Below are 18,240 nucleotides of genomic sequence, written 5' to 3' on the forward strand. Positions count from 1 at the left end.
TTGTTGCGTTTTAGATGCTATTTCATCGGTCTCGGCGACGGGCATGCCATCGGTTCCGACGCATCAAAACGCAAGCGCGAAAAGCTGGCGATGCAGGCCAAGGCGGCGCACAGGCCGCCCAGCCACAAGGCGGTTATCGCGCCGTGCGTGGTGGACACGTGAAAGCACGCGGCCACCAGCGCCGCGCCGGACGCCTGGCCCAGCAGCCGCACGGTGCCGATCATGCCGCTGGCGCCGCCCGCCCGGGACGCGGGCGCCGACGTCATGATGGCCCGCAGATTGGGCGACTGGAAAAAACCGAAGCCCGCGCCGCAGATGGCCATGCGCCAGCAGATATCCCACGCGGAAGGGGCGGCTGGCAGCAAAGCCAGCAGCACCATGCCCACGGCCAGCAGCGCCAGGCCGACGCCGCCCAGGATGCCGGCGGGGTAGCGGTCGGACAGGCGCCCCGCGATCGGGGCCATGAAGGCCACCACCACCGGCCACGGCGTAATCAGGAATCCGGTATGCACCTGGCTGTAGCCCAGCACGGTCTGCAACATGAACGGCAGCGACACAAACGCCAGCCCCTGCGCGGCGAAGGCGCAGACAGCGGTGGCGGCTGACAGGGCGAACAAGGGGCGCCGCAGCAGGTCAACCGCCAGGATGGGCGCCGGGTGGCCGGCCTGGCGTCGCATCAGCAGCCACAGGCTGGCGATGGCGCCACCCCATTCCAGCGCGATGCGCGGCCAGGGCGCGCCATGGGCCAGCTCATTGGAGCCCAACACGAACAGGCCCAGCGTCAGCGCGCACAGCACGGCGGCAATGCCGTCAAAGCCGTGCGGCGCGCGCGCGGTTTCGGGCAGGCCGCGCAGGCCCAGCACCGCGGCCAGGATGCCGATGGGCACATTGATCAGAAACAGCCAGTGCCAGGACCCCAGCAACAGGATGGCCGACGCGGCGGTTGGGCCGGCCGCGAACGACAAGCCCACCACCATCGCGTTCAAGCCCAGGCCGCGTCCCAGCATGGAGGACGGATAGATAAAGCGCAGCAAGGCGCCGTTCACGCTCATCACGCCGGCCGCGCCCAGTCCTTGCAGAATGCGCGCCACCACCAGCGTGGGCAGGGACGGCGCCAGCCCACAGGCTAGCGACGACAAGGTGAACACCACCAGGCCCACCATGTACACCCGCCGATGACCCAGGATTTCGCCCAGCGCGGCGGCGGGCAGCAGCCCGGCCACCATGGCCAGTTGATAGCCGCTGATGACCCAGATAGACCCGGCGTCGCTGGCCTGCAGGTCGCGCGCGATGGTGGGCAGCGCGGTGTTGGCAATGGCCGTGTCCAGGCTTGCCATGCACACCGCCAACATGACGGCGAGCAGCGCGCCAACGCGCTCCGAAGCAGGCAGGCCGGCGCCTGCCGGATAGACGGTATTGCGGGAGAACGGGAGCATGGGCAGCGGAAATGCGAGGCGTGCTGGGCGGAGCGTCCGGCATCAAGGGACTGATTCTAATGCGGCATCAGGTCTGCTTGGGCGCGGGCCGAGGCTTGACCGGCCAGAAAAGCGTCGCGGGGCGCTGCCAGATGCGCTGCCGCACGCCAGCCGAGAGCGAGTCGCGGTCACCGCGGCGCAGGTCGCGCGAACGCAGCGCCACATTGAACGCCAGCGCGAAGCTGACCGCCACATTCAGCAGGCCCGTGACGGCCAGGCCGGCCACGGCCAGCCAGAACCCCTGCGTGCGCACGATGTCCCATCCCAACGTGCCGATCACCGTGCCAAGCTGGCCGGCGCTGAGCGTCACGTGGCGCACCTCCACATGTGCGCCAAGCAGTTCGACGATGGCGGGTCCCAAGCCCAACATCAGGCCCAACGACACGTTGGCCGCGATGCCGGAAATGTTGCGTTGCCAGAACCCGGCCCAGCGCAGCGCGCCGCGCGCGCCAAGCAGTTGCCGCGCGCGGCGGCTATAGGCCATCACGTCGTGCACGCGGTGCAGGGCGAACCAGTTGTCGGCCCAACCCGCGATCAGGCTGGACAGCCACAGCAGCACGCCGGTGGCGGCAGCGTAGAGCGGGGTCGCGCCCCAGATGGAGAACGACGCCAGCGTTTCCTCTGCCTTGTCCGCGTTGATAAGCGGCCGCTGCAGGGCATTGACCGCCACCCACTGCACCGCCCAGGCCAGCGGAAACACCACGGCCAGGTTGCCCGCGATGGCCGCGGCATTGGACCGGATCATGGCCAGCGTGTCGTCCAGGAAGGCGTCGCGGCCCTCTGGCGTGTGGGAATCGTCCAGGCGGTGGGCCAGCGTGGGCCCGGTCATGGCGGGCTGCTTGGTGGCCAGCGAGAAGTGCGCAAAGTGGATCACCAGGAAGCCGCCCGCGTAATTCAAGGCCGTCAACAGCCCTTCGACGAGCTTGTCCAGGTGCAGTGACAGGATGAAGAACTTCAAATACACCGTGAACACCATGACGAAACCGCCGCCCAGCGAGGCTTTCAACATCGCCAGGTATTCGATGCTGTCCCGCGCGATGTAGTGTTCGCCGGTCTGGGCCGTGCGTTCCATGACCCGGCGCGCCAGTTGTGCGAACGCCGAGCTCACCAGGTGGCGGATGCTGTTGCGCGCCTGGGTGGACCGGATCAGCTCGGTGGTCAGGTGCACGAATTTATGGCGATGCGTCGGATCCACCCAAACGTTCAGCAGCAGTTCGATGCGCGCCAGGCGCAGTTTCATGCGTTCGATCTGAAACACGACGTCGACCGACACGCCGTTCTCCGCGAGCTCGTCAAAGACGCCTTGCACGGCCAGGCGGCAGCGGTCCAGCAGCGCGCGGAACAGGTTCAGGCGGCGTGCGAAGACGTCCTCAGGCATGTCGGGCGCGCGGTCGCACAGTTCGGCCACGGCGGGGGCCAGCGCAAAGAACGGCGAGTCCTGCACAGGACCCGGCAGGCGAGATCGAATGTCCTGGCCCAGGCCGGTGGCGCGCACCTGGCTGACCAGCACCTGGATGCTGCTGGTCAGCGCTTGTTCGATGTGTGGGGGAAACGGTTCAACGGCGGGCGCGGCGGCGAGGTCGGGCGTGGCGTCCGCGCGCGCGCCGGTGCGAAATACGGCGGACATGCGGGCCAGCGTCTCGTCGTCCAGGGCCTCGATCCATTCCACCGCGCCTCGGCGGCGGAAGATCTGCGAGAACAGGTTGAACATGTCGCCATGAGTGGGGGGCGGCGGCAGCAGGCGCGTCTGGACACGGTTCCAGAACTCGTTCCAGAAGCCGGGATGCGCGGCCACACCCGTGTCGCACAGCAGCGAAGTCGGGTCGTTGTCGGTCATCAGGGAACGCAGCGTGGCGGCAACGCGCGCGGCACGCTCGGGGGTGTGTTCCAGCACTTGCAGCAGGTAACGCAGGCGCATGTGCTGCGGGTAGCGGGGGCTTGCCGCGGTGTCAGGGGCTGCGGCGTCGGCCTGGGCCGGGGTCAGGGTTGGAGTCTGGGCCGGGGGTTGCGGCGCGGTTTGAGTCGGAACGCCGGGGCGGTCCAGCCAGCGGCACAGGTCCACCAGCCATAAATTGCGGTCGGCCAGCGGCGCGTCCGGATCGGCGTTGGCCAGTATCACGTCCAATTGCGGCCCGCCGTGGTGCGTAGCCCGCCACTTGCGCCAAAGGGAGGTAAGCATCGATGGCCTCGAGGTTCATGGGAAATCGGGGAAATCGTGAAGACAGGCGGGGCATTGCGCGGTGATCAATGGTACGCCGGAAGGCGCCGCCCGGGCAGGGGCCGTCGGTGGATAACTATGTGGGCAAGCCGGTGGAAAAGGGGTGGATAGCCAGTGGATAGGCGGTGGATAGCCGGTGGACAACGCGGGATAACTTTTGGTGACGCATACGCGATCTCTGTTTCCGGGTATTCCCGTAGATTTCGGGTACGCTGCCCGGTGCTTCGCGCGTGCCGGCCCGGACTGCCATGCCTGCCCGTGCCGCCATGACGGGGCGTCGGGCACGCTTGCGCCGGCCGCCGGCCGCCGTCCCTGTCCACCGTCCGTTTTCACCCTTAGCTGCTTCTTGCCATGACCCTGACTTTCAATGGGCGCGCCTTCGCCGCCCTGCTTGCCGTAACCGCGCTGTTGGCCGTGATTGCCCTGTATGGCGCGCCCTATCCGTTCTTGCGCGGGTTCATGGGTGACGTGGTGGCGGTGGGTTGGGCGTTTTTGCTGTACCGCACGTTCATCCGCGCGCGCGTGTTGCCGCTGGCGGTTGCTGCGCTGTTGACCGGTTACGCGGTCGAATTCTGCCAATACCTGGCGCGGCTTTACGGCTTGCAGATTCAGCAGCCGGTGTTGCGGGTGGTGCTGGGCAGCGTGCCCGATTGGTGGGACGTGCTGGCCTACACGGTGGGGTTTGTGGTGGTGCTGATGCTGGCTGGCGCCAATGAACGCCGCCAACACGCGGCGTCTCTGCAGCATGCCCGGATGCGGGCCAGCCTGCGCGCGCGCCGCTAGGCGGCATCGCGCTTGGGCCGGTGCAGAGGCGCCGGCCCGGCTACCGGCTTAGCGGAGCCCGGCCGGCAAAACATCAACCTGCCTGACACACCGGTTCGTCGTCGTGCCGACGGACCGCGGGGGCTGCCGCGCGCAACGGTTGCAGCCGGGCGCTGCGGAACGGCGCAAACAACTCGGTCCAGGAAGACGGGAACAGGGGGGTGGCGTGGCGCACCGCATCGCGGCGGGCGTAATGCGTCAGCAGTTGCTGGCCGATGGGAGCGTCTCCCAGAGGGTGGCGGGTAGTCATGGTATTTCCGTATTGCATTGATAATGTATTCATTGTACTCAGCGCTCGCCATGTCGTCCACCCAGCTTCCTGCCGCTTGTCTTATCCACAACCCCTTGATTTGAAGGGCTCTGGCCCCTTTTCTACCGAACATCTTCGGGATTGCCCTAGCAGTCCAAAACAGTAGACGGTATACAATGTTCATCATTCCCGGGCTAAACCCAGCCTGGTATCCCTCCCTACTGGACTGGAGCGCGTCATGGCAGAACTGATGAACCGAGATGAATTCCGCACCGCGTTGGAAAACGCGATCAAGGGCAAGAGCGCCAATGCGTCGCCCTTTTCCATTGCCTGGGCCGAAGGCAAGCTCAGCCGCGAACATCTGTCGCGCTGGGCCGAGAACCACTACCACTATGTCGGCCCGTTCGCCGACTACCTGGGGTATCTGTACGCCCGCACGCCCGACACCTACACCGAGGCCAAGGACTTCCTGCTGGCCAATATGTATGAAGAAGAGATCGGCGGCGACCGCCATACCGACCTGCTGATCCGCTTTGCCGAAGCCTGCGGCACGACGCGCGAACGGGTCACCAACCCGGACAACATGTCGCCCACCACGCGCGCGCTGCAAAGCTGGTGTTATGCCGTGGCCATGCGCGAAGACCCCATCGTGGCGGTGGCGGGCCTGGTGGTCGGCCTGGAATCGCAGGTGCCGTCCATTTACCGCAAGCAGACGCCGACGCTGCGCGAAAAGTACGGCTTCACCGATGAAGAAGTGGAATTCTTCGACCTGCACATCGTGTCCGACGAGATCCACGGCGAACGCGGCTATCAGATCGTGCTGGAACACGCGAACACGGTAGACCTGCAGCAGCGCTGCCTGAAGATCTGCGAAATCGGCGCCCAGATGCGGCTGCTGTACACCACGGCGCTTTACACCGACTACGTGCAGCACGAGATCAAGCTGCCCGAACTCGGGCTGGCCGCCTGATTGTTATTGGTGTTTTCCGGGGCCGCGCCGTATAGGCGCCGCGCCCGGCCCGCCGTTCCTGGACGACAGACTCATGCCTACCGTTGTATTTCATAAAGGCGGCCAGACCTACACCGACGTGGTGAAGGACAACACCAATCTGGTGGTGCGGGCCGGCATCAAGCAGTTTCCGTATCCGCATCTGCGCTACGAATGCGGCATGGGCAAGTGCGCCAAGTGCGCGTGCCGCGTGCTGGCTGGCGCCGAGCATCTGCCGCCGGTCAACTGGAAAGAGAAAAAGCAGTTGGGCGACCGTATCGACCAGGGCTATCGGCTGGCCTGCCAACTGTGGTTGAACAACGATGTCGAGCTGGTTCAGGACGGGGAGGCATAACGCCATGGATGCCGTGTACGTAATCCTGACGTCCAAGCCCGGCGTGTTCCGCACCGAGGTCGGCAGCGATGTCGACATCATCGAAACGTATGACTACGCGTTCTACGGGCGGGCCTTGGCCGTGTTCTGCATTGCGCGACTGCACGGCGACACGCGCCTGATCGTGACGGAAGAAACGCCGCCCTATGTCGTCAATCGCGTGCCCGCCAAGTTTCTGGAGAAGTTCGCGTCGCTGGAGGCGGCTCGCAAGGAACTTGCCCACCTGACCCGCTTTGGCAGCATGGAATCCACCTTGACGCTGCGCCCCGCCGCCATCGTCGCAAGGCATTGAAAAAACATGGTTCAGATTACATTCGTCTCGAACGGCGGCAAGGTTGCCACCGCGCCCGAGAACAGCAACCTGCTGCGCGTTTCGCTCAAGGAAAAAGGGGGCATCCCCTTCAAGTGCGGGGGCGGCCTGTGCGGCACCTGCAAGTGCCGTATCGAGGAAGGGCTGGAGCACACTGACGCGATCAAGCCCAAGGAACGCAAACACCTGCGTCCCGAAGACTTCGAGGCCGGCTACCGCATGGCCTGCCAGACCTTTGTGAACGGCGACGTAAAGGTGTCGTGGGTGGTGCAGAACGGCAAGGGCGTGGTGGTGGGCGTGGCGTCAGACGCGGCCGACGCGCCGGTGCCATCCGCCTGACACGGCGGGCGCAACGCCCGTTGCGCTTTTTGCCTTATTGCTTACTGGCCTGATCAGTCAGCCGCGCCATGCGGCTGCTGGGCGTCGGTGTAGGCCTTGGCCGCGTTGTGCACATGCTGGCTGGCCAGCAGGGCGGCCAAGTCGCCATTGCCGGCGATCACGGCATTCAAGATCTGCGAATGTTCATCCCAATTCGCCTTGGCGCGATGCATGTTGCTGGGCGCGAACAAGAGCGCCGTGCGGTCACGCAGCGAGCGCATCAGATCCGTCAGCACCACGTTGCCGGCAATGGTGGCCAGCATTTCGTGAAACTGGGAGTTCAGCGCCAGGAACTTGTCCAACTGTTCGCCGCGCGCGGCTTCGGTGCCTTCGCGCAGGAATTCCTGCAAGCGTTCCACGGTTTTGGCGTCGCGGCGTTGCGCCGCCAGCTTGGCGTTCAGCCCTTCCAGCGTGGCGCGCACTTCCACCATGTCGTAGGCGATGGCGTCCGACAGTACCGATACCGATGCGCCGCGCCGCGGCTCGATGGTGACCAGCCCTTCGGCGGCCAATGCGCGCAGCGCTTCGCGCACGGGGATGCGCGACACGCCCATTTCCTCGGACAAGCGGCCTTCCACCAAGCGGTCACCGGGGGTGAATTCCCCGCTGAGTATGCGTTCGCGCAGCTTGTCCCGGATGACGGCGAACAACTGCGGATGCTGCTCGCCGATCTTCAGCGGGGCGGAAGACGGCGTCTCTACGGCTTGCGGGCTGACGGGAGAAGTGGTCATGGCGAGCAGATATGGATTAATGGATACAGTCCGCATTGTATTACCGGGTGTAGCCGAATGCCGCGAGGGCAAGCGCGCATTGCGGCGCCGGACACCAGGGCTTCCGGCATCGGGGCGGCCAACGTCGAGGCGGGCGGGGCTGCCAACATCAGGCGCCCCAGAAGGCCTTGGCCAGCACCCCCACGGCGCTTAGTGCGCATACCGCAAGCAGCACGCTGCGCACGGCATGCGGCGGCAGCCGGTTGCGCAAGCGATTCGAGACCGCAAAGCCCGCCAGCAGAAAAGGCGCCAGGCTAAGCGCCAGCCCAACGTGGTAACCCGTGTACCGCTTGGCTAGCGCCAGCATGGCCAGAGAGAAAATCGACCCCAGGAACAGCACCACGCCCAGCGTGGCCCGTAGTTGGGGCGGCGCGGTGTGTTGCAACACGATGGCGATGGGCGGGGCGCCCACCGACGTCATCGTTCCCATGATGCCGGAGGCCACGCCGGCCCCGGACACCCGGCCCGGCGTGGCGGTAAAGCGCAAGCCTGCCACGCTCAGGGCCACGGCCACGAGGATCACGCCGGCGAACAGCACGCCCAGGGTCTGGGGCGCAAAGCGCGCCATCGCGTAGATGGCCAGCAGCGTGCCGACCGCGCGGCCGGCCAGCGCATAAGACACGGAAGACCAGTCGATAAAGGTCCGCTCGCGCAAGGCGGTCAACAGTGAGATGAAGCCGCCCAGCGTCAGCAAGGGGCCGGGCGCCAGTTGCGGAAAGAACATTGCCGCCACCGGGGCCGCGAACATGGCGAAGCCGATGCCGCCCACGCCTTGCGCCACGGCGGCGCCGAACACCACCACGGCCATGGCGGCGTAATGCCAAAAATCGGGGAAAGACAGGGCGGACATGGGCTAAGCCTATTTATGTATACGATAGTCAGGCGTGAATTTCGGATGCAGTGAGCCCCGGTACCCAAAGGCAAGGGTAAACCCGTAATTTTCGGGCGAGATTCATGTAATTTTCAGAATTATCGGTTTCCCTAGGCACTGCATATTTCGATTGGTATGCCTGCAAACGAAATATAGTATACCGACTGTGGCGACCTAACAGCCACGTCACAAGGGGAATCACGCATGCAAGCGGACGTCGTGCTCACTGCTGCTCACTGGATGTATCTGATCAGCGTGGCCGCCATCATCCTGACGATGATTTTGCGGGCCAATGTGGTGGTGCCATCGGTAATCGGCACTTTTCTGGTGGTGCTGGCCATCACCGGCAGTCCGATCAGCGCGCTGATCGGCATCTTTTCGGCCAGCTTCGTGGCGGCCAAGGAATTGTTCAACATTTTCCTGGTCATCACGTTCATGACCGCCCTGCTGAATTCGCTGAAGACCTTGCAGGCGGACGTGCGCATGGTGCAGCCGTTTCGGCGCGTGATGCGGGGCGGCCATTCGGCATTCATCATCATCGCGCTCTGTACCTATGTGCTGTCTCTGTTCTTCTGGCCCACGCCCGCCGTGCCGCTGGTATCCGCCATCTTGCTGCCCGCCGCCATCGCGGCCGGCCTGCCGCCCCTGGCGGGCGCCATGGCGATTGCCATTGCCGGCCAAGGCATGGCCCTGTCGTCCGATTATGTGATTGGCGTGGCGCCCAGCATCAGCGCCAAGGCCGCGGGCGCGGCGGTCAGCGCGGCCGTGGTGGCCGACCGTGCGCTGGTGTTGTCGCTGATAACCGGCGCCGTGGCGCTGACCGCGGCCTATCTGCTGATCCGCAAGCACATCGTTCCGGCCAACGCGGGGCTGTTGGACGCCTGGCAGGCGCGTGCCCAGGACGGCAGCCTGGCAAGCATCGAGCAATCTGGCTCATTCGACAAAGCCGAACTTGCGCGCGGCACCATGGGCACCGACCCGGCCTTGCCCAACGGCGTCACCGTCAGCGATGAAGAACGCCGCCGTGTGCGCTGGTCCAAGACCTTCGCCGTGGTGACGCCGCTGGCCTTCCTGACGGTGATCGGGGTGATGGTGCTGCCCCGCCTGTTCCCATCGCTGCCCGCCTTGCGCGGCGGTGACGCGGCGGCGCTGGTGGGCGGTGTCGCCTTCGTGGTGATGATGCTGGTGACGCTGGCCGCCGAAGGCCCGCGCAAGATGCTGGATGTGTGCCCCGAGCACGTGACGGATGGCTTTGTCTTCGCGTTCAAGGCCATGGGATCGGTCCTGCCGATTGCCGGCTTCTTCTTTATCGGCGCCAACGAGACAGCGGCGCAGATCCTGGGCGTTTCGCAGGCGCAGGCCCCTGGGCTGCTGTTCGAAGTGATCTCGGCCGGTCAGCACCTGATTCCCGAAAACCACTTCCTGGTCGCGTTCGGCGTCTTGCTGGTGGGGATGATCACCGGCATCGACGGCTCTGGTTTTGCCGGGTTGCCGCTCACCGGCACCTTGTCGGGCGCGCTGGGTCCGGTGGTGGGCGTGGACGCGGCCACCCTGGCCGCCGTGGGCCAGATGGGGGCGGTGTGGACGGGCGGGGGCACGCTGATCGCGTGGTCTTCCCTGATTGCGGTGGCCGGCTTCGCCCGCGTGAACGTCCTGTCGCTGGTGCGGGCGCTATTGCTGCCGGTACTGCTGGCGCTGTCCGTGTCCACCATTTGCGCGGTGCTGATCTGGGGTTGAGCTTCGGATAGTGCCAATCAAAGAGGGGCCTGCGGGCCCCTTTTTCACAAGCCTGCCTGGGGTTTCCACGTATCGTTCTTCAAAGATTAAAGTATACAATGTTCATAAATTACCTCAGACGCCCCATCTCGGGCCAAGCCCGCACCGACAAAGGAAGCGCTCCCGTGGACGATCTTTCGCAGCAAACCTTCATGAACCATATCGGCGGCGCCTGGGAGCCCAGCGCCACCGGCCGCACGGCCCCCAACATCAACCCCGCCGACACCAGCGACATCGTGGGTAACTTCCCGGTATCGGACGCCGACGACGCGCGGCGCGCGGTGCAGGCGGCTGACGCGGCCTTTGCCGCCTGGCGCGACACGCCGATCTCGAAGCGGGCGGCCATTCTGTTTCGCGCGGCGCAATACCTGGAAGACCACGCCGACCAATTCGCCCGCGAACTGACGCGCGAAGAGGGCAAGGGCCTGAACCTGGCCAAGGACGAAGTCATGCGCTCGGCGCAGACGATCCGTTTCTATGCCGTCGAAGGGCAGAGCTTTACCGGCGAAACCTTCGTCAATGATGATCCGGACATGGTGGTCTACAGCCAGCGCGAGCCGCTGGGCGTGGCGGCCGTGATATCGCCCTGGAACTTCCCCATTTCCATCCCGGCCCGCAAGATCGCGCCCGCGCTCATCGCCGGCAACACGGTGGTGTTCAAGCCGTCGTCGGACGCGCCGTTATCGGGCTACCGCCTGACCGAAGCCTTTGTGCAGGCCGGCTTGCCCGCGGGCGTGCTGAACCTGGTTGTCGGCCCGGCGGCGGCGGTGGGCGCCGCCATCACCGGCGCCCCGGCGGTGCGCGCCATCTCGTTTACCGGGTCCACCGCAGCGGGTGAACAGATCCACCGCAGCGCCGGCCTGACGACGCGCACGCAGATGGAACTGGGCGGCAAGAACCCGCTGATCGTGCTGGCCGACGCCGACCTGGACCGCGCCGTGGACCTGGCGGTCAAGGGCGGCTTTTCGCTGAGCGGCCAGGCCTGCACGGGGACCAGCCGCGTACTGGTGGACGCCAAGGTGCGCCAGGCGTTCACCGAAAAACTGGTCGCGCGCGTCAAGGCGCTGACCATCGGCAATGGCCTGGAAGGCAACTTCGATCTGGGGCCGCTGGCCACCCGCAAGCAGTTGGACAATGTGCTGAGCTACGTGGCGATCGGCAAGGAAGAGGCCACGCACCTGTGTGGCGGCGAGCAACTGACCGGCCCGGGCTTTGACGGCGGTTACTACGTCACGCCCGCGCTCTTCACCGACGTGACCCAGCAGATGCGTATCGCGCGCGAAGAGATCTTCGGGCCGGTGATCGCGCTGATTGAAGTCGATGGCTACGACGACGCCATCGCCAAGGCCAATGACACGGAATACGGCCTGTCCGCCGCCATCGCCACCACCGACGCGCGTTACGCACACCGCTTCGCGCGCGACATCCAGGCGGGCACGGTGAAGATCAACCGCACCACCACCGGCAACCTGATCAACGCGCCGTTTGGCGGCCTGAAGCATTCCAGCACGTCCACGTTCCGGGAATCCGGCCGGGTGGGCCTGGAGTTCTACACGCAGATCAAAACCATCTACCGCGCGGGCTGAACGCGCGCCATCAATCACTGAAGAGGCTACGAATATGAAGCAGATCTACCGCCTGGAACTGGAAGAAGCGCGCGTGATGGTGCGTGCCGCCATGGCCAAGTCCGAAGCCATCGGCGTGCTGGAATCCATTTGCATCGTGGACGACGGCGGCTACCCCATCGCCTTGGAACGCATGGACGGTGCGCGCATCACCGGCCCGCAGATCGCCTGGAACAAGGCCTTTACCGCCGCCGGCCACAAGCGCTCGACGCACTTGTTCAACACGCCGCCCAATGGCCCCGCGCTGCCCGGCAACGAAGCCTTCGGCATCCAATGGAGCTTTGACGGCAAGTTCGCCGTGTTCGTGGGCGGCTTTCCCATCGTGGTGAACGACGAGGTGATCGGCGGCGTGGGCTTGAGCGGCGGCAACGGCGAACAGGACACGCAGGCGGGTCTGGCCGCGTTGGCGGCCTTGGCCGAACTGCTGGAGCCGCGCGGCATGAAAGTGCTGGTGCAGGCCGACATCAAGAAATAAGCGAGGCCCGTCATGGCATACCGCGTGCATATCCTGCAGACCGGCGCAGCCTTCGTTGCCGGCGCCGACGAATCGCTGTTGGAAGCCGCCGAACGCGCGGCGGTGAAGCTGCCGCACGAATGTACCTTTGGCGGCTGCGGCACCTGCCGCATCAAGCTGGAATCCGGCGCGGTGCGCTATGACGAATTCCCGATGGCGTTGACGCCGGAAGAAGCCGCCGAAGGCTACGCGCTGGCTTGCCAGGCGCGCGCCGAAAGCGATCTTTGCATCAGCGTGCCCAGCAGCCGCCAGGTGTTTCCCGAGCCGCGCCAGCTTGCCGCCACCGTGCACCGCATCGACGCCTATACGGACGACATCATCCACCTGACGCTGGCGCTGCCTGATGGCGGGCTGGACTATGTGCCGGGCCAGTACATGAACGTGCTGCTGCCGGATGGCGAAACGCGCAGTTTTTCCATGGCATCGGTGCCCTCGGATGGGCTGGTCGATTTTCACGTGCGCCGGATTCCCGGTGGCCGTTACACCGACCTATGGCTGGGGCAAGCGCAACCCGGCGCGGCCTTGACGATCGAAGCGCCGTTGGGGGTGTTCAGCTATCACGAGGAAGATTGGCGCCCGCTCATCATGGTGGCCACGGGCACCGGCATCGCACCCATCAAGGCCATTCTGGAATCCTTGCTGGACAAGGAAGACTGCCCGCCCGTGACCCTGTATTGGGGCATGCGCACGCAGGCTGACCTGTATCTGCAAGATGAAATCGCGGGCTGGGCGGGACGCTTGTACGAATTCAATTTCGTGCCCGTGCTGTCGCGCGCGGACGCAAGCTGGCAAGGCCGTCGCGGCCATGTGCAGGACGCCGTGGCGCAAGATCACGACGACCTGTCCGAACACGCGATCTACCTGTGCGGCGCGCCCGCCATGATTCAAGACGCCAAGCACATGCTGGCCGGACGCGGCGCCAGCCTGGACTACATATACGCCGACAGCTTCACCTTCCAGCACGCGCTGGAGCCGGCGGGCTGACGGCAAAGACGTCCGGCCTGGCGCCCTAGCGGAACACCAGCACCGGCAGCCGCGTCTTGGCCAGCACGCGCTGCGTTTCGCTACCCAGCAGAAAGCCCGTCATCCCGTGGCGCCCGTGCGACCCCATGATGATCAGGTCGCAACCCTGGCCCTTCGCGGTTTCCACAATGGCCTCGTGCGGATGGTCGTTGATCAGCACGACGCAATTGCACGGCACCAGCGCGTGGCGGGCTTCGATTTCAAGACCGTTCAGGTAGTTTTCCGCGTTCTTGCGCGTCTGGTCGGTGTGATGCGTTTGCGTGGTGCCCAGCATTTCGGCCTGGTGAACCAGCAGATGGTCCTCCGGAATGGCGCGGATGAGCGTGATGGTTGCGCCCATTTCCTTGGCGAAAACGAGCGCGCGCTTGAATGCCGATTCGGACAGCAGTGAGCCATCCACGGCGATGAGCAAGTGCCTGTACATGTTGCCTCTCCTTTAGGAAAAGGAATGTCGAGCAACGGCGAAATCAGTATAGGCCCGGCCCTGCCGGCAATCCAGTCCCGCAGAAGGACGAGGCGCGCGGCGCCAGGGCTTCCCATGCCCTGGTGATAGGCATATATTGTCAGCGCGTCATCCGGCAGTTCCCTCGTGGCTTTCAGCTTCATGCGTTGCAACACGGAGAACGGTTCATGCGTCGACTGCAAGCGTGGTTAATTTCTTGTTTGTGTCTGGGGCTGGCGGTCTGCATGCCCGCGGCGGCGCAAACCAAGCTGGACAACGGGCAATTGGATCAGTTGATGGCGCCGGTGGCGCTGTACCCCGATTCATTGCTGTCGCAGATCCTCATGGGGGCTACCTACCCCGACGACGTCGCGGCCGCCGCCAAATGGTCGGCGGCGCATACCTCGGAATCAGGTGACCAGGCGGTCAAGGCGGTCGAAGGCGAGGCCTGGGATCCCAGCGTGAAATCATTGGTGGCGTTCCCGTCGGTCATGGACATGATGGGCCGCCAACCTGACTGGGTGAAGTCCGTGGGCGATGCCTTCCTGGCGCAGCCGGATGCCGTGATGGATTCGGTCCAGCGCTTGCGCACGCAGGCGCAAAAGGCCGGCAACCTGAAAAGCACGCCGCAGCAGACGGTCACCACCAACACCACCAACGAGAAGACGGTGGTCGTGATCGAGCCGGCTGATCCGCAGGTGGTCTACGTGCCCAGTTACAACCCCACCGTGGTCTACGGGGCGTGGGCTTACCCGTCCTACCCGCCTTACTACTATCCGCCGCCGCCTGGGTCCGTCTTTGGGACCGCGCTGGTGTCCGGCATCGGTTTCGGCTTGGGCGTGGCGGCGGTGAATTCGATGTGGGGCGGGTTTGACTGGGGACACAACGACGTCGACATCGACGTCAACCGCTACAACAACGTCAACGTCAACCAGCGGATCAACAACGCCAACAACAATAATGTGTCCTGGAAGCACAACCCGCAGAACCGTGGCAACACGCCTTATGCGGACCAGGCCAACCGCCAGCGCTTTGATAGCCAGCGGCAACAGGGCCTGCAGAACCGGCAGGCGGGTCAGCGGCCGGGGCAAGGTCAGGGCGGACGCGTGGCTGGCGCCGCACCTGCGCCGAACTCCCGCGACGCCGCGCGTGATCGCGCTGCGCAGTCGTTCCAGGGACGCACCGGGGAGCCCATTGCGGGCCATGCGCAACCCGGCGCAGGGCGCGGCCAGGGCGCCGGCACCGCAGGGCGAAATGGCCAAGGCGCGGCAGGACGGTCAGACGGCCAGGGGGCTCGCAGCACACAGGCCGGCACCCATAGCCCGCGCTCTTCAAGTGTGTCCACGCAGAACCACCAGGCCGCGGCCCAGCGCCAGCGCGCGGATGAAAGCGCTGCCCGTGATCGGGCCCGGGCGGCCAACAGCAACAACGCACTGCGCGATTCCGGCAACGGCGACCGCATGCGCCAGCAAAGCCACCGAAGCGACATGAGCCGGGGCGGGGGTGGAGGCGGCGTCCATCGCGGCGGCGGCGGGCACGCGGGTGGCGGCGGCCATTTCGGCGGTCGGAGGTAGCACCATGGACAAGGGAAACTTCATGACGAATGCCTGGATTCGTGCCCGTGCCCTGGGTGGCGCGACACTGCTGGCGATGGGGCTGGCCGCGCCGTTGGCGGCGCAAAGCCTGTATCCCACCCCCGAGGCCGCGGCCGATGCCTTCGCCGACGCCCTGGCCACCAGCGATTCCGTTGCCATGGCAAAGGTGCTGGGACCCAACCACAATCAGCTGGTGCCGGGCGGCGTGGCGCAAGACGACATCTACCGATTCCTGGCGGCCTGGGCCAAGAAGCACGAGGTCGTCACCGACGGTGGCCGCTCCTGGTTGGCCGTGGGCGAATCCGGCTGGACCTTGCCCGTGCCCATCGTAAGCGCGGGCAAGGGCTGGCGGTTTGACCCGGTGGCAGGCAAGGCCGAACTTCAGCGCCGTGCGATCGGCCGCAATGAACTGACCGCCATCGAAACCCTGCAGCAACTGCAGGCCGCGCAGACCCGTTACCAGCAAGGCGTGGGGCAAGGCCGCTACGCCAGCCGCCTGGTCAGCCGCCCCGGCGCCATGGATGGCCTGTACTGGCCGGAGGTGCCCGGCGCCCCGCCGCAAGCCCTCGGGCCCGACGCGCTGGTCATGGGCCCGGAGGTGCCGGTGGCCGATGCGTATTACGGTTATCGCTACAAAGTCCTGCCGGGCGGTAAAGACATGGCCTACCGCATCGTGGCATGGCCCGCGCGGTACGGGCAGACGGGCATCGGCACCTTCGTCATCGGTCCGCAGGGCGGGGTACGCGAGGCCGATCTTGGCCCCTCGTCCGCCACCCGCGCGGCGTCGCTGCGCGACCGCGATGTCGACGCCGGAAACTGGGTGGAGGCCGACGCGCAACCCGCTGGCGCCAAATGAGTTTTTGGCGTTTCCGGGGGCTGCGCGAGCAGGGGTTGTTGCTGAGTGGCAACAGGCGCAAGCGAATGCTCCCCAGCCCCTGCTTGATGCCCTTTTGAAAGGTGCGTGTGCATAAAATGGCGAGCACTGGGATCGGTGCCCGATCCTCCTTCGCCGGACCTTGAAATTGAACCCCTTGCATTTTGTCCGCTACGCCCTGGTTGGCGTAGGGATGGCGCTTAGCGCAGCGGCGGCATCCGCCCCGATTTTTGTCCTGAATTCCTTGGACGCCAACGTCAGCATCGTCGACCCGGTGTCCTACAAAGAGCTTCGGCGCGTACCCACCGGCAAGGAACCGCACCACCTGTACCTGACGCCCGACGAAAAGTCGCTGATGGTGGCCAACGCGACGGGCAACACCATCACCATGATGGATCCGAAGACAGGCGAGGTGCAGCGCACCCTGAAGGATATCGTCGACCCCTATCAGTTGCAGTTTTCTCCGGACATGAAGTGGTTCGTCACCGCCGCCAACCGGCTGGACCATATCGACATCTATGCCTGGCAGCCGCAGCATCCGGGCGCGGAACTGAAGCTGGTCAAGCGCTTGCAGGCGGGCAAGACGCCCAGCCACATCATGATCGACAAGCGCAGCACCACGGCCTACGTCACCTTGCAGGACAGCGACCAGTTGATCGCCATCGACCTGGCCACGCAGACACCGAAGTGGACCGTGTCGGTGGGCAAGACGCCGGCCGACGTGTTTCTGACGCCTGACCAGAAAACCCTGCTGGTGGCGCTGACGGGCGATTCCTTCGTGGAAGCCTATGACGTCAGCCACGGTCCCGCCAAGCTGATCAAGCGCATCCCCACCGGCGCCGGCGCGCACGCCTTTCGCGCGCAGGGCGACAAGCACCATCTGTTCGTCAGCAACCGCACCGCCAACTCCATCAGCCGTATCGACATGCTGACGCTGACCGTCACCGACACCTTCGCCGTGCCGGGCGGCCCGGACTGCATGGACATCCTGGCGGATGGCAAAACGCTGCTGGTGACGTCGCGCTGGGCACGCAAGCTGACCGTGGTGGATTTGGAACAGAAGAAGGTCGTGAACCAGGTCCCGGTAGGAAAATCGCCGCACGGCGTATGGACGCTGAACCATGCACCAACCCGTTAAGAGCTTGCTCGCTGTCGCCCTTGCATTCGCCATCCCGATGGCGCATGCCGCGGCGCCGACCACCTGCGACAAGCCGGTCTACCTGACCTTCGACACCGGCCACATGGGCGTGGCGCCGCTGATCGCGGACGTGCTGGCGCGCCATCATGTGAAGGTCACTTTCTTCCTGGCCAACGAACGCACCAAGACAGACGGCGCAAGTTTGGACGACGTGTGGGCGCCCTGGTGGAAGGCGCGCGTGGCGGAAGGCCATGCGTTTGCCTCGCACACCTACGACCACGTCTACTGGCAGGGCGACCTGCCCGGCGGCAAATTCCGCGTGAAGCCCAGCGCCGGCCCCAACACCGGCAAGCGCGCCGAAATGACGTCGGAACAATACTGCGCCGAGATCAAGCGATCCGCCACCCGCTTCCATCAGATGACGGGCGCCACCATGTTGCCGCTGTACCGCGCGCCGGGTGGCAAGACCTCGCCCGCCTTGCTCAAGGCCGCAAAAGAGTGTGGCTACGAACACGTGGGCTGGTCGCCAGCAGGTTTCCTGGGCGATGAACTGCCCAGCGACAAATTCCCCAACGCCAAGCTGCTGGACCAGGCCCTGCGCACGATCAAGCCAGGCGACATCCTGCTGGCGCATCTGGGCATCTGGTCGCGCCAGGACCCCTGGGCGCCCGCCGTGCTTGAACCCCTGATTGTCGGCCTGCAACAGAAGGGCTATTGTTTTGCCACCCTGGACAAGAACCCCGCCTATCGCGACTGGATCGCCACGCATCATTGATC

19 protein-coding genes are annotated in these 18,240 nt (G+C 65.4%); 13 read left to right on the forward strand and 6 right to left on the reverse strand.

The window, feature by feature from the left end; all coding sequences use genetic code 11:
* Positions 1-17: 17 nt before the first annotated feature.
* Both P8T11_RS21580 and P8T11_RS21585 read right to left on the reverse strand, forming a co-directional pair.
* Positions 18-1,436: an MFS transporter gene (locus tag P8T11_RS21580; RefSeq protein WP_268080096.1), complete on the reverse strand. Its 1,419-nt coding sequence runs from the start codon at positions 1,434-1,436 to the stop codon at positions 18-20.
* A gap of 67 nt (positions 1,437-1,503) precedes the next feature.
* Positions 1,504-3,654: a site-specific recombinase gene (locus P8T11_RS21585; protein ID WP_268080095.1), complete on the reverse strand. Its 2,151-nt coding sequence runs from the start codon at positions 3,652-3,654 to the stop codon at positions 1,504-1,506.
* Between the two features lie 390 nt (positions 3,655-4,044).
* On the opposite strand from P8T11_RS21585, the gene P8T11_RS21590 reads away from it, so the two are divergent.
* Positions 4,045-4,476, forward strand: a complete 432-nt coding sequence (locus tag P8T11_RS21590; RefSeq protein ID WP_268080094.1) for a DUF2809 domain-containing protein — start codon at positions 4,045-4,047, stop codon at positions 4,474-4,476.
* A gap of 73 nt (positions 4,477-4,549) precedes the next feature.
* Here P8T11_RS21590 and P8T11_RS21595 read toward each other — a convergent pair whose 3' ends face one another.
* Positions 4,550-4,765: a hypothetical protein gene (locus P8T11_RS21595; protein WP_268080093.1), complete on the reverse strand. Its 216-nt coding sequence runs from the start codon at positions 4,763-4,765 to the stop codon at positions 4,550-4,552.
* A gap of 238 nt (positions 4,766-5,003) precedes the next feature.
* On the opposite strand from P8T11_RS21595, the gene P8T11_RS21600 reads away from it, so the two are divergent.
* The 4 genes from P8T11_RS21600 (at position 5,004) to P8T11_RS21615 (ending at position 6,796) form a co-directional block, all read left to right on the forward strand.
* Entirely contained in the window at positions 5,004-5,735 is a 732-nt protein-coding gene (locus P8T11_RS21600) for a TenA family transcriptional regulator (RefSeq protein ID WP_050446826.1), read from the forward strand.
* A gap of 73 nt (positions 5,736-5,808) precedes the next feature.
* A complete protein-coding gene (locus P8T11_RS21605) occupies positions 5,809-6,108 on the forward strand; it encodes a 2Fe-2S iron-sulfur cluster-binding protein (RefSeq protein WP_100853414.1) in 300 nt (99 codons plus the stop codon).
* A gap of 4 nt (positions 6,109-6,112) precedes the next feature.
* A complete protein-coding gene (locus tag P8T11_RS21610; protein WP_268080092.1) occupies positions 6,113-6,439 on the forward strand; it encodes a ferredoxin in 327 nt (108 codons plus the stop codon).
* A 6-nt stretch (positions 6,440-6,445) separates the two neighbouring features.
* Complete coding sequence (locus tag P8T11_RS21615; protein WP_268080091.1) at positions 6,446-6,796, forward strand: 2Fe-2S iron-sulfur cluster-binding protein; 351 nt, start codon at positions 6,446-6,448, stop codon at positions 6,794-6,796.
* Positions 6,797-6,849: 53 nt separating this feature from the next.
* Here the strand turns inward: P8T11_RS21615 and P8T11_RS21620 are convergent, their stop codons facing one another.
* Both P8T11_RS21620 and P8T11_RS21625 read right to left on the reverse strand, forming a co-directional pair.
* Positions 6,850-7,566 (reverse strand): GntR family transcriptional regulator, encoded by a 717-nt coding sequence (locus P8T11_RS21620; protein ID WP_259252787.1) that lies wholly within the window; start codon positions 7,564-7,566, stop codon positions 6,850-6,852.
* 148 nt (positions 7,567-7,714) lie between these two features.
* A complete protein-coding gene (locus tag P8T11_RS21625) occupies positions 7,715-8,455 on the reverse strand; it encodes a sulfite exporter TauE/SafE family protein (protein WP_268080090.1) in 741 nt (246 codons plus the stop codon).
* 225 nt (positions 8,456-8,680) lie between these two features.
* On the opposite strand from P8T11_RS21625, the gene P8T11_RS21630 reads away from it, so the two are divergent.
* The 4 genes from P8T11_RS21630 to P8T11_RS21645 all read left to right on the forward strand — a co-directional run bounded on the left by P8T11_RS21630 (position 8,681) and on the right by P8T11_RS21645 (position 13,375).
* On the forward strand, positions 8,681-10,213 hold the full coding sequence (locus tag P8T11_RS21630) for a hypothetical protein (RefSeq protein WP_268080089.1): 1,533 nt from the start codon (positions 8,681-8,683) through the stop codon (positions 10,211-10,213).
* A gap of 191 nt (positions 10,214-10,404) precedes the next feature.
* Positions 10,405-11,838: an aldehyde dehydrogenase family protein gene (locus P8T11_RS21635; protein WP_418910322.1), complete on the forward strand. Its 1,434-nt coding sequence runs from the start codon at positions 10,405-10,407 to the stop codon at positions 11,836-11,838.
* 34 nt (positions 11,839-11,872) lie between these two features.
* Positions 11,873-12,352 carry a GlcG/HbpS family heme-binding protein gene (locus tag P8T11_RS21640; protein WP_100853407.1) on the forward strand — a complete coding sequence of 160 codons (480 nt, stop codon included), beginning with the start codon at positions 11,873-11,875 and terminating at the stop codon, positions 12,350-12,352.
* Positions 12,353-12,364: 12 nt separating this feature from the next.
* Entirely contained in the window at positions 12,365-13,375 is a 1,011-nt protein-coding gene (locus P8T11_RS21645; RefSeq protein WP_268080086.1) for a 2Fe-2S iron-sulfur cluster-binding protein, read from the forward strand.
* A gap of 25 nt (positions 13,376-13,400) precedes the next feature.
* Here P8T11_RS21645 and P8T11_RS21650 read toward each other — a convergent pair whose 3' ends face one another.
* On the reverse strand, positions 13,401-13,838 hold the full coding sequence (locus tag P8T11_RS21650; RefSeq protein ID WP_268080085.1) for a universal stress protein: 438 nt from the start codon (positions 13,836-13,838) through the stop codon (positions 13,401-13,403).
* Positions 13,839-14,044: 206 nt separating this feature from the next.
* On the opposite strand from P8T11_RS21650, the gene P8T11_RS21655 reads away from it, so the two are divergent.
* The 4 genes from P8T11_RS21655 (at position 14,045) to P8T11_RS21670 (ending at position 18,238) form a co-directional block, all read left to right on the forward strand.
* Positions 14,045-15,430 (forward strand): DUF3300 domain-containing protein, encoded by a 1,386-nt coding sequence (locus tag P8T11_RS21655; RefSeq protein WP_268080084.1) that lies wholly within the window; start codon positions 14,045-14,047, stop codon positions 15,428-15,430.
* Positions 15,431-15,434: 4 nt separating this feature from the next.
* On the forward strand, positions 15,435-16,307 hold the full coding sequence (locus tag P8T11_RS21660; RefSeq protein ID WP_268080083.1) for a DUF2950 family protein: 873 nt from the start codon (positions 15,435-15,437) through the stop codon (positions 16,305-16,307).
* 211 nt (positions 16,308-16,518) lie between these two features.
* A complete protein-coding gene (locus P8T11_RS21665) occupies positions 16,519-17,463 on the forward strand; it encodes a YncE family protein (RefSeq protein ID WP_268082300.1) in 945 nt (314 codons plus the stop codon).
* On the forward strand, positions 17,447-18,238 hold the full coding sequence (locus tag P8T11_RS21670; protein WP_418910282.1) for a polysaccharide deacetylase family protein: 792 nt from the start codon (positions 17,447-17,449) through the stop codon (positions 18,236-18,238). Before P8T11_RS21665 ends, P8T11_RS21670 begins: the two co-directional genes overlap by 17 nt.
* The last annotated feature ends 2 nt before the right edge of the window (positions 18,239-18,240 follow it).

This window comes from Achromobacter spanius, assembly GCF_029637605.1.
GTDB classification, from domain to species: domain Bacteria; phylum Pseudomonadota; class Gammaproteobacteria; order Burkholderiales; family Burkholderiaceae_B; genus Achromobacter; species Achromobacter spanius_E.

Excerpts from the sequence above, each read along its gene's own strand:
- P8T11_RS21580 (WP_268080096.1), bottom strand. The coding sequence starts at position 1,436 with ATGCTCCCGTTCTCCCGCAATACCGTCTATCCGGCAGGCGCCGGCCTG.
- P8T11_RS21585 (WP_268080095.1), bottom strand. The coding sequence starts at position 3,654 with ATGCTTACCTCCCTTTGGCGCAAGTGGCGGGCTACGCACCACGGCGGG.
- P8T11_RS21590 (WP_268080094.1), top strand. The coding sequence starts at position 4,045 with ATGACCCTGACTTTCAATGGGCGCGCCTTCGCCGCCCTGCTTGCCGTA.
- P8T11_RS21595 (WP_268080093.1), bottom strand. The coding sequence starts at position 4,765 with ATGACTACCCGCCACCCTCTGGGAGACGCTCCCATCGGCCAGCAACTG.
- P8T11_RS21600 (WP_050446826.1), top strand. The coding sequence starts at position 5,004 with ATGGCAGAACTGATGAACCGAGATGAATTCCGCACCGCGTTGGAAAAC.
- P8T11_RS21605 (WP_100853414.1), top strand. The coding sequence starts at position 5,809 with ATGCCTACCGTTGTATTTCATAAAGGCGGCCAGACCTACACCGACGTG.
- P8T11_RS21610 (WP_268080092.1), top strand. The coding sequence starts at position 6,113 with ATGGATGCCGTGTACGTAATCCTGACGTCCAAGCCCGGCGTGTTCCGC.
- P8T11_RS21615 (WP_268080091.1), top strand. The coding sequence starts at position 6,446 with ATGGTTCAGATTACATTCGTCTCGAACGGCGGCAAGGTTGCCACCGCG.
- P8T11_RS21620 (WP_259252787.1), bottom strand. The coding sequence starts at position 7,566 with ATGACCACTTCTCCCGTCAGCCCGCAAGCCGTAGAGACGCCGTCTTCC.
- P8T11_RS21625 (WP_268080090.1), bottom strand. The coding sequence starts at position 8,455 with ATGTCCGCCCTGTCTTTCCCCGATTTTTGGCATTACGCCGCCATGGCC.
- P8T11_RS21630 (WP_268080089.1), top strand. The coding sequence starts at position 8,681 with ATGCAAGCGGACGTCGTGCTCACTGCTGCTCACTGGATGTATCTGATC.
- P8T11_RS21635 (WP_418910322.1), top strand. The coding sequence starts at position 10,405 with ATGAACCATATCGGCGGCGCCTGGGAGCCCAGCGCCACCGGCCGCACG.
- P8T11_RS21640 (WP_100853407.1), top strand. The coding sequence starts at position 11,873 with ATGAAGCAGATCTACCGCCTGGAACTGGAAGAAGCGCGCGTGATGGTG.
- P8T11_RS21645 (WP_268080086.1), top strand. The coding sequence starts at position 12,365 with ATGGCATACCGCGTGCATATCCTGCAGACCGGCGCAGCCTTCGTTGCC.
- P8T11_RS21650 (WP_268080085.1), bottom strand. The coding sequence starts at position 13,838 with ATGTACAGGCACTTGCTCATCGCCGTGGATGGCTCACTGCTGTCCGAA.
- P8T11_RS21655 (WP_268080084.1), top strand. The coding sequence starts at position 14,045 with ATGCGTCGACTGCAAGCGTGGTTAATTTCTTGTTTGTGTCTGGGGCTG.
- P8T11_RS21660 (WP_268080083.1), top strand. The coding sequence starts at position 15,435 with ATGGACAAGGGAAACTTCATGACGAATGCCTGGATTCGTGCCCGTGCC.
- P8T11_RS21665 (WP_268082300.1), top strand. The coding sequence starts at position 16,519 with ATGGCGCTTAGCGCAGCGGCGGCATCCGCCCCGATTTTTGTCCTGAAT.
- P8T11_RS21670 (WP_418910282.1), top strand. The coding sequence starts at position 17,447 with ATGCACCAACCCGTTAAGAGCTTGCTCGCTGTCGCCCTTGCATTCGCC.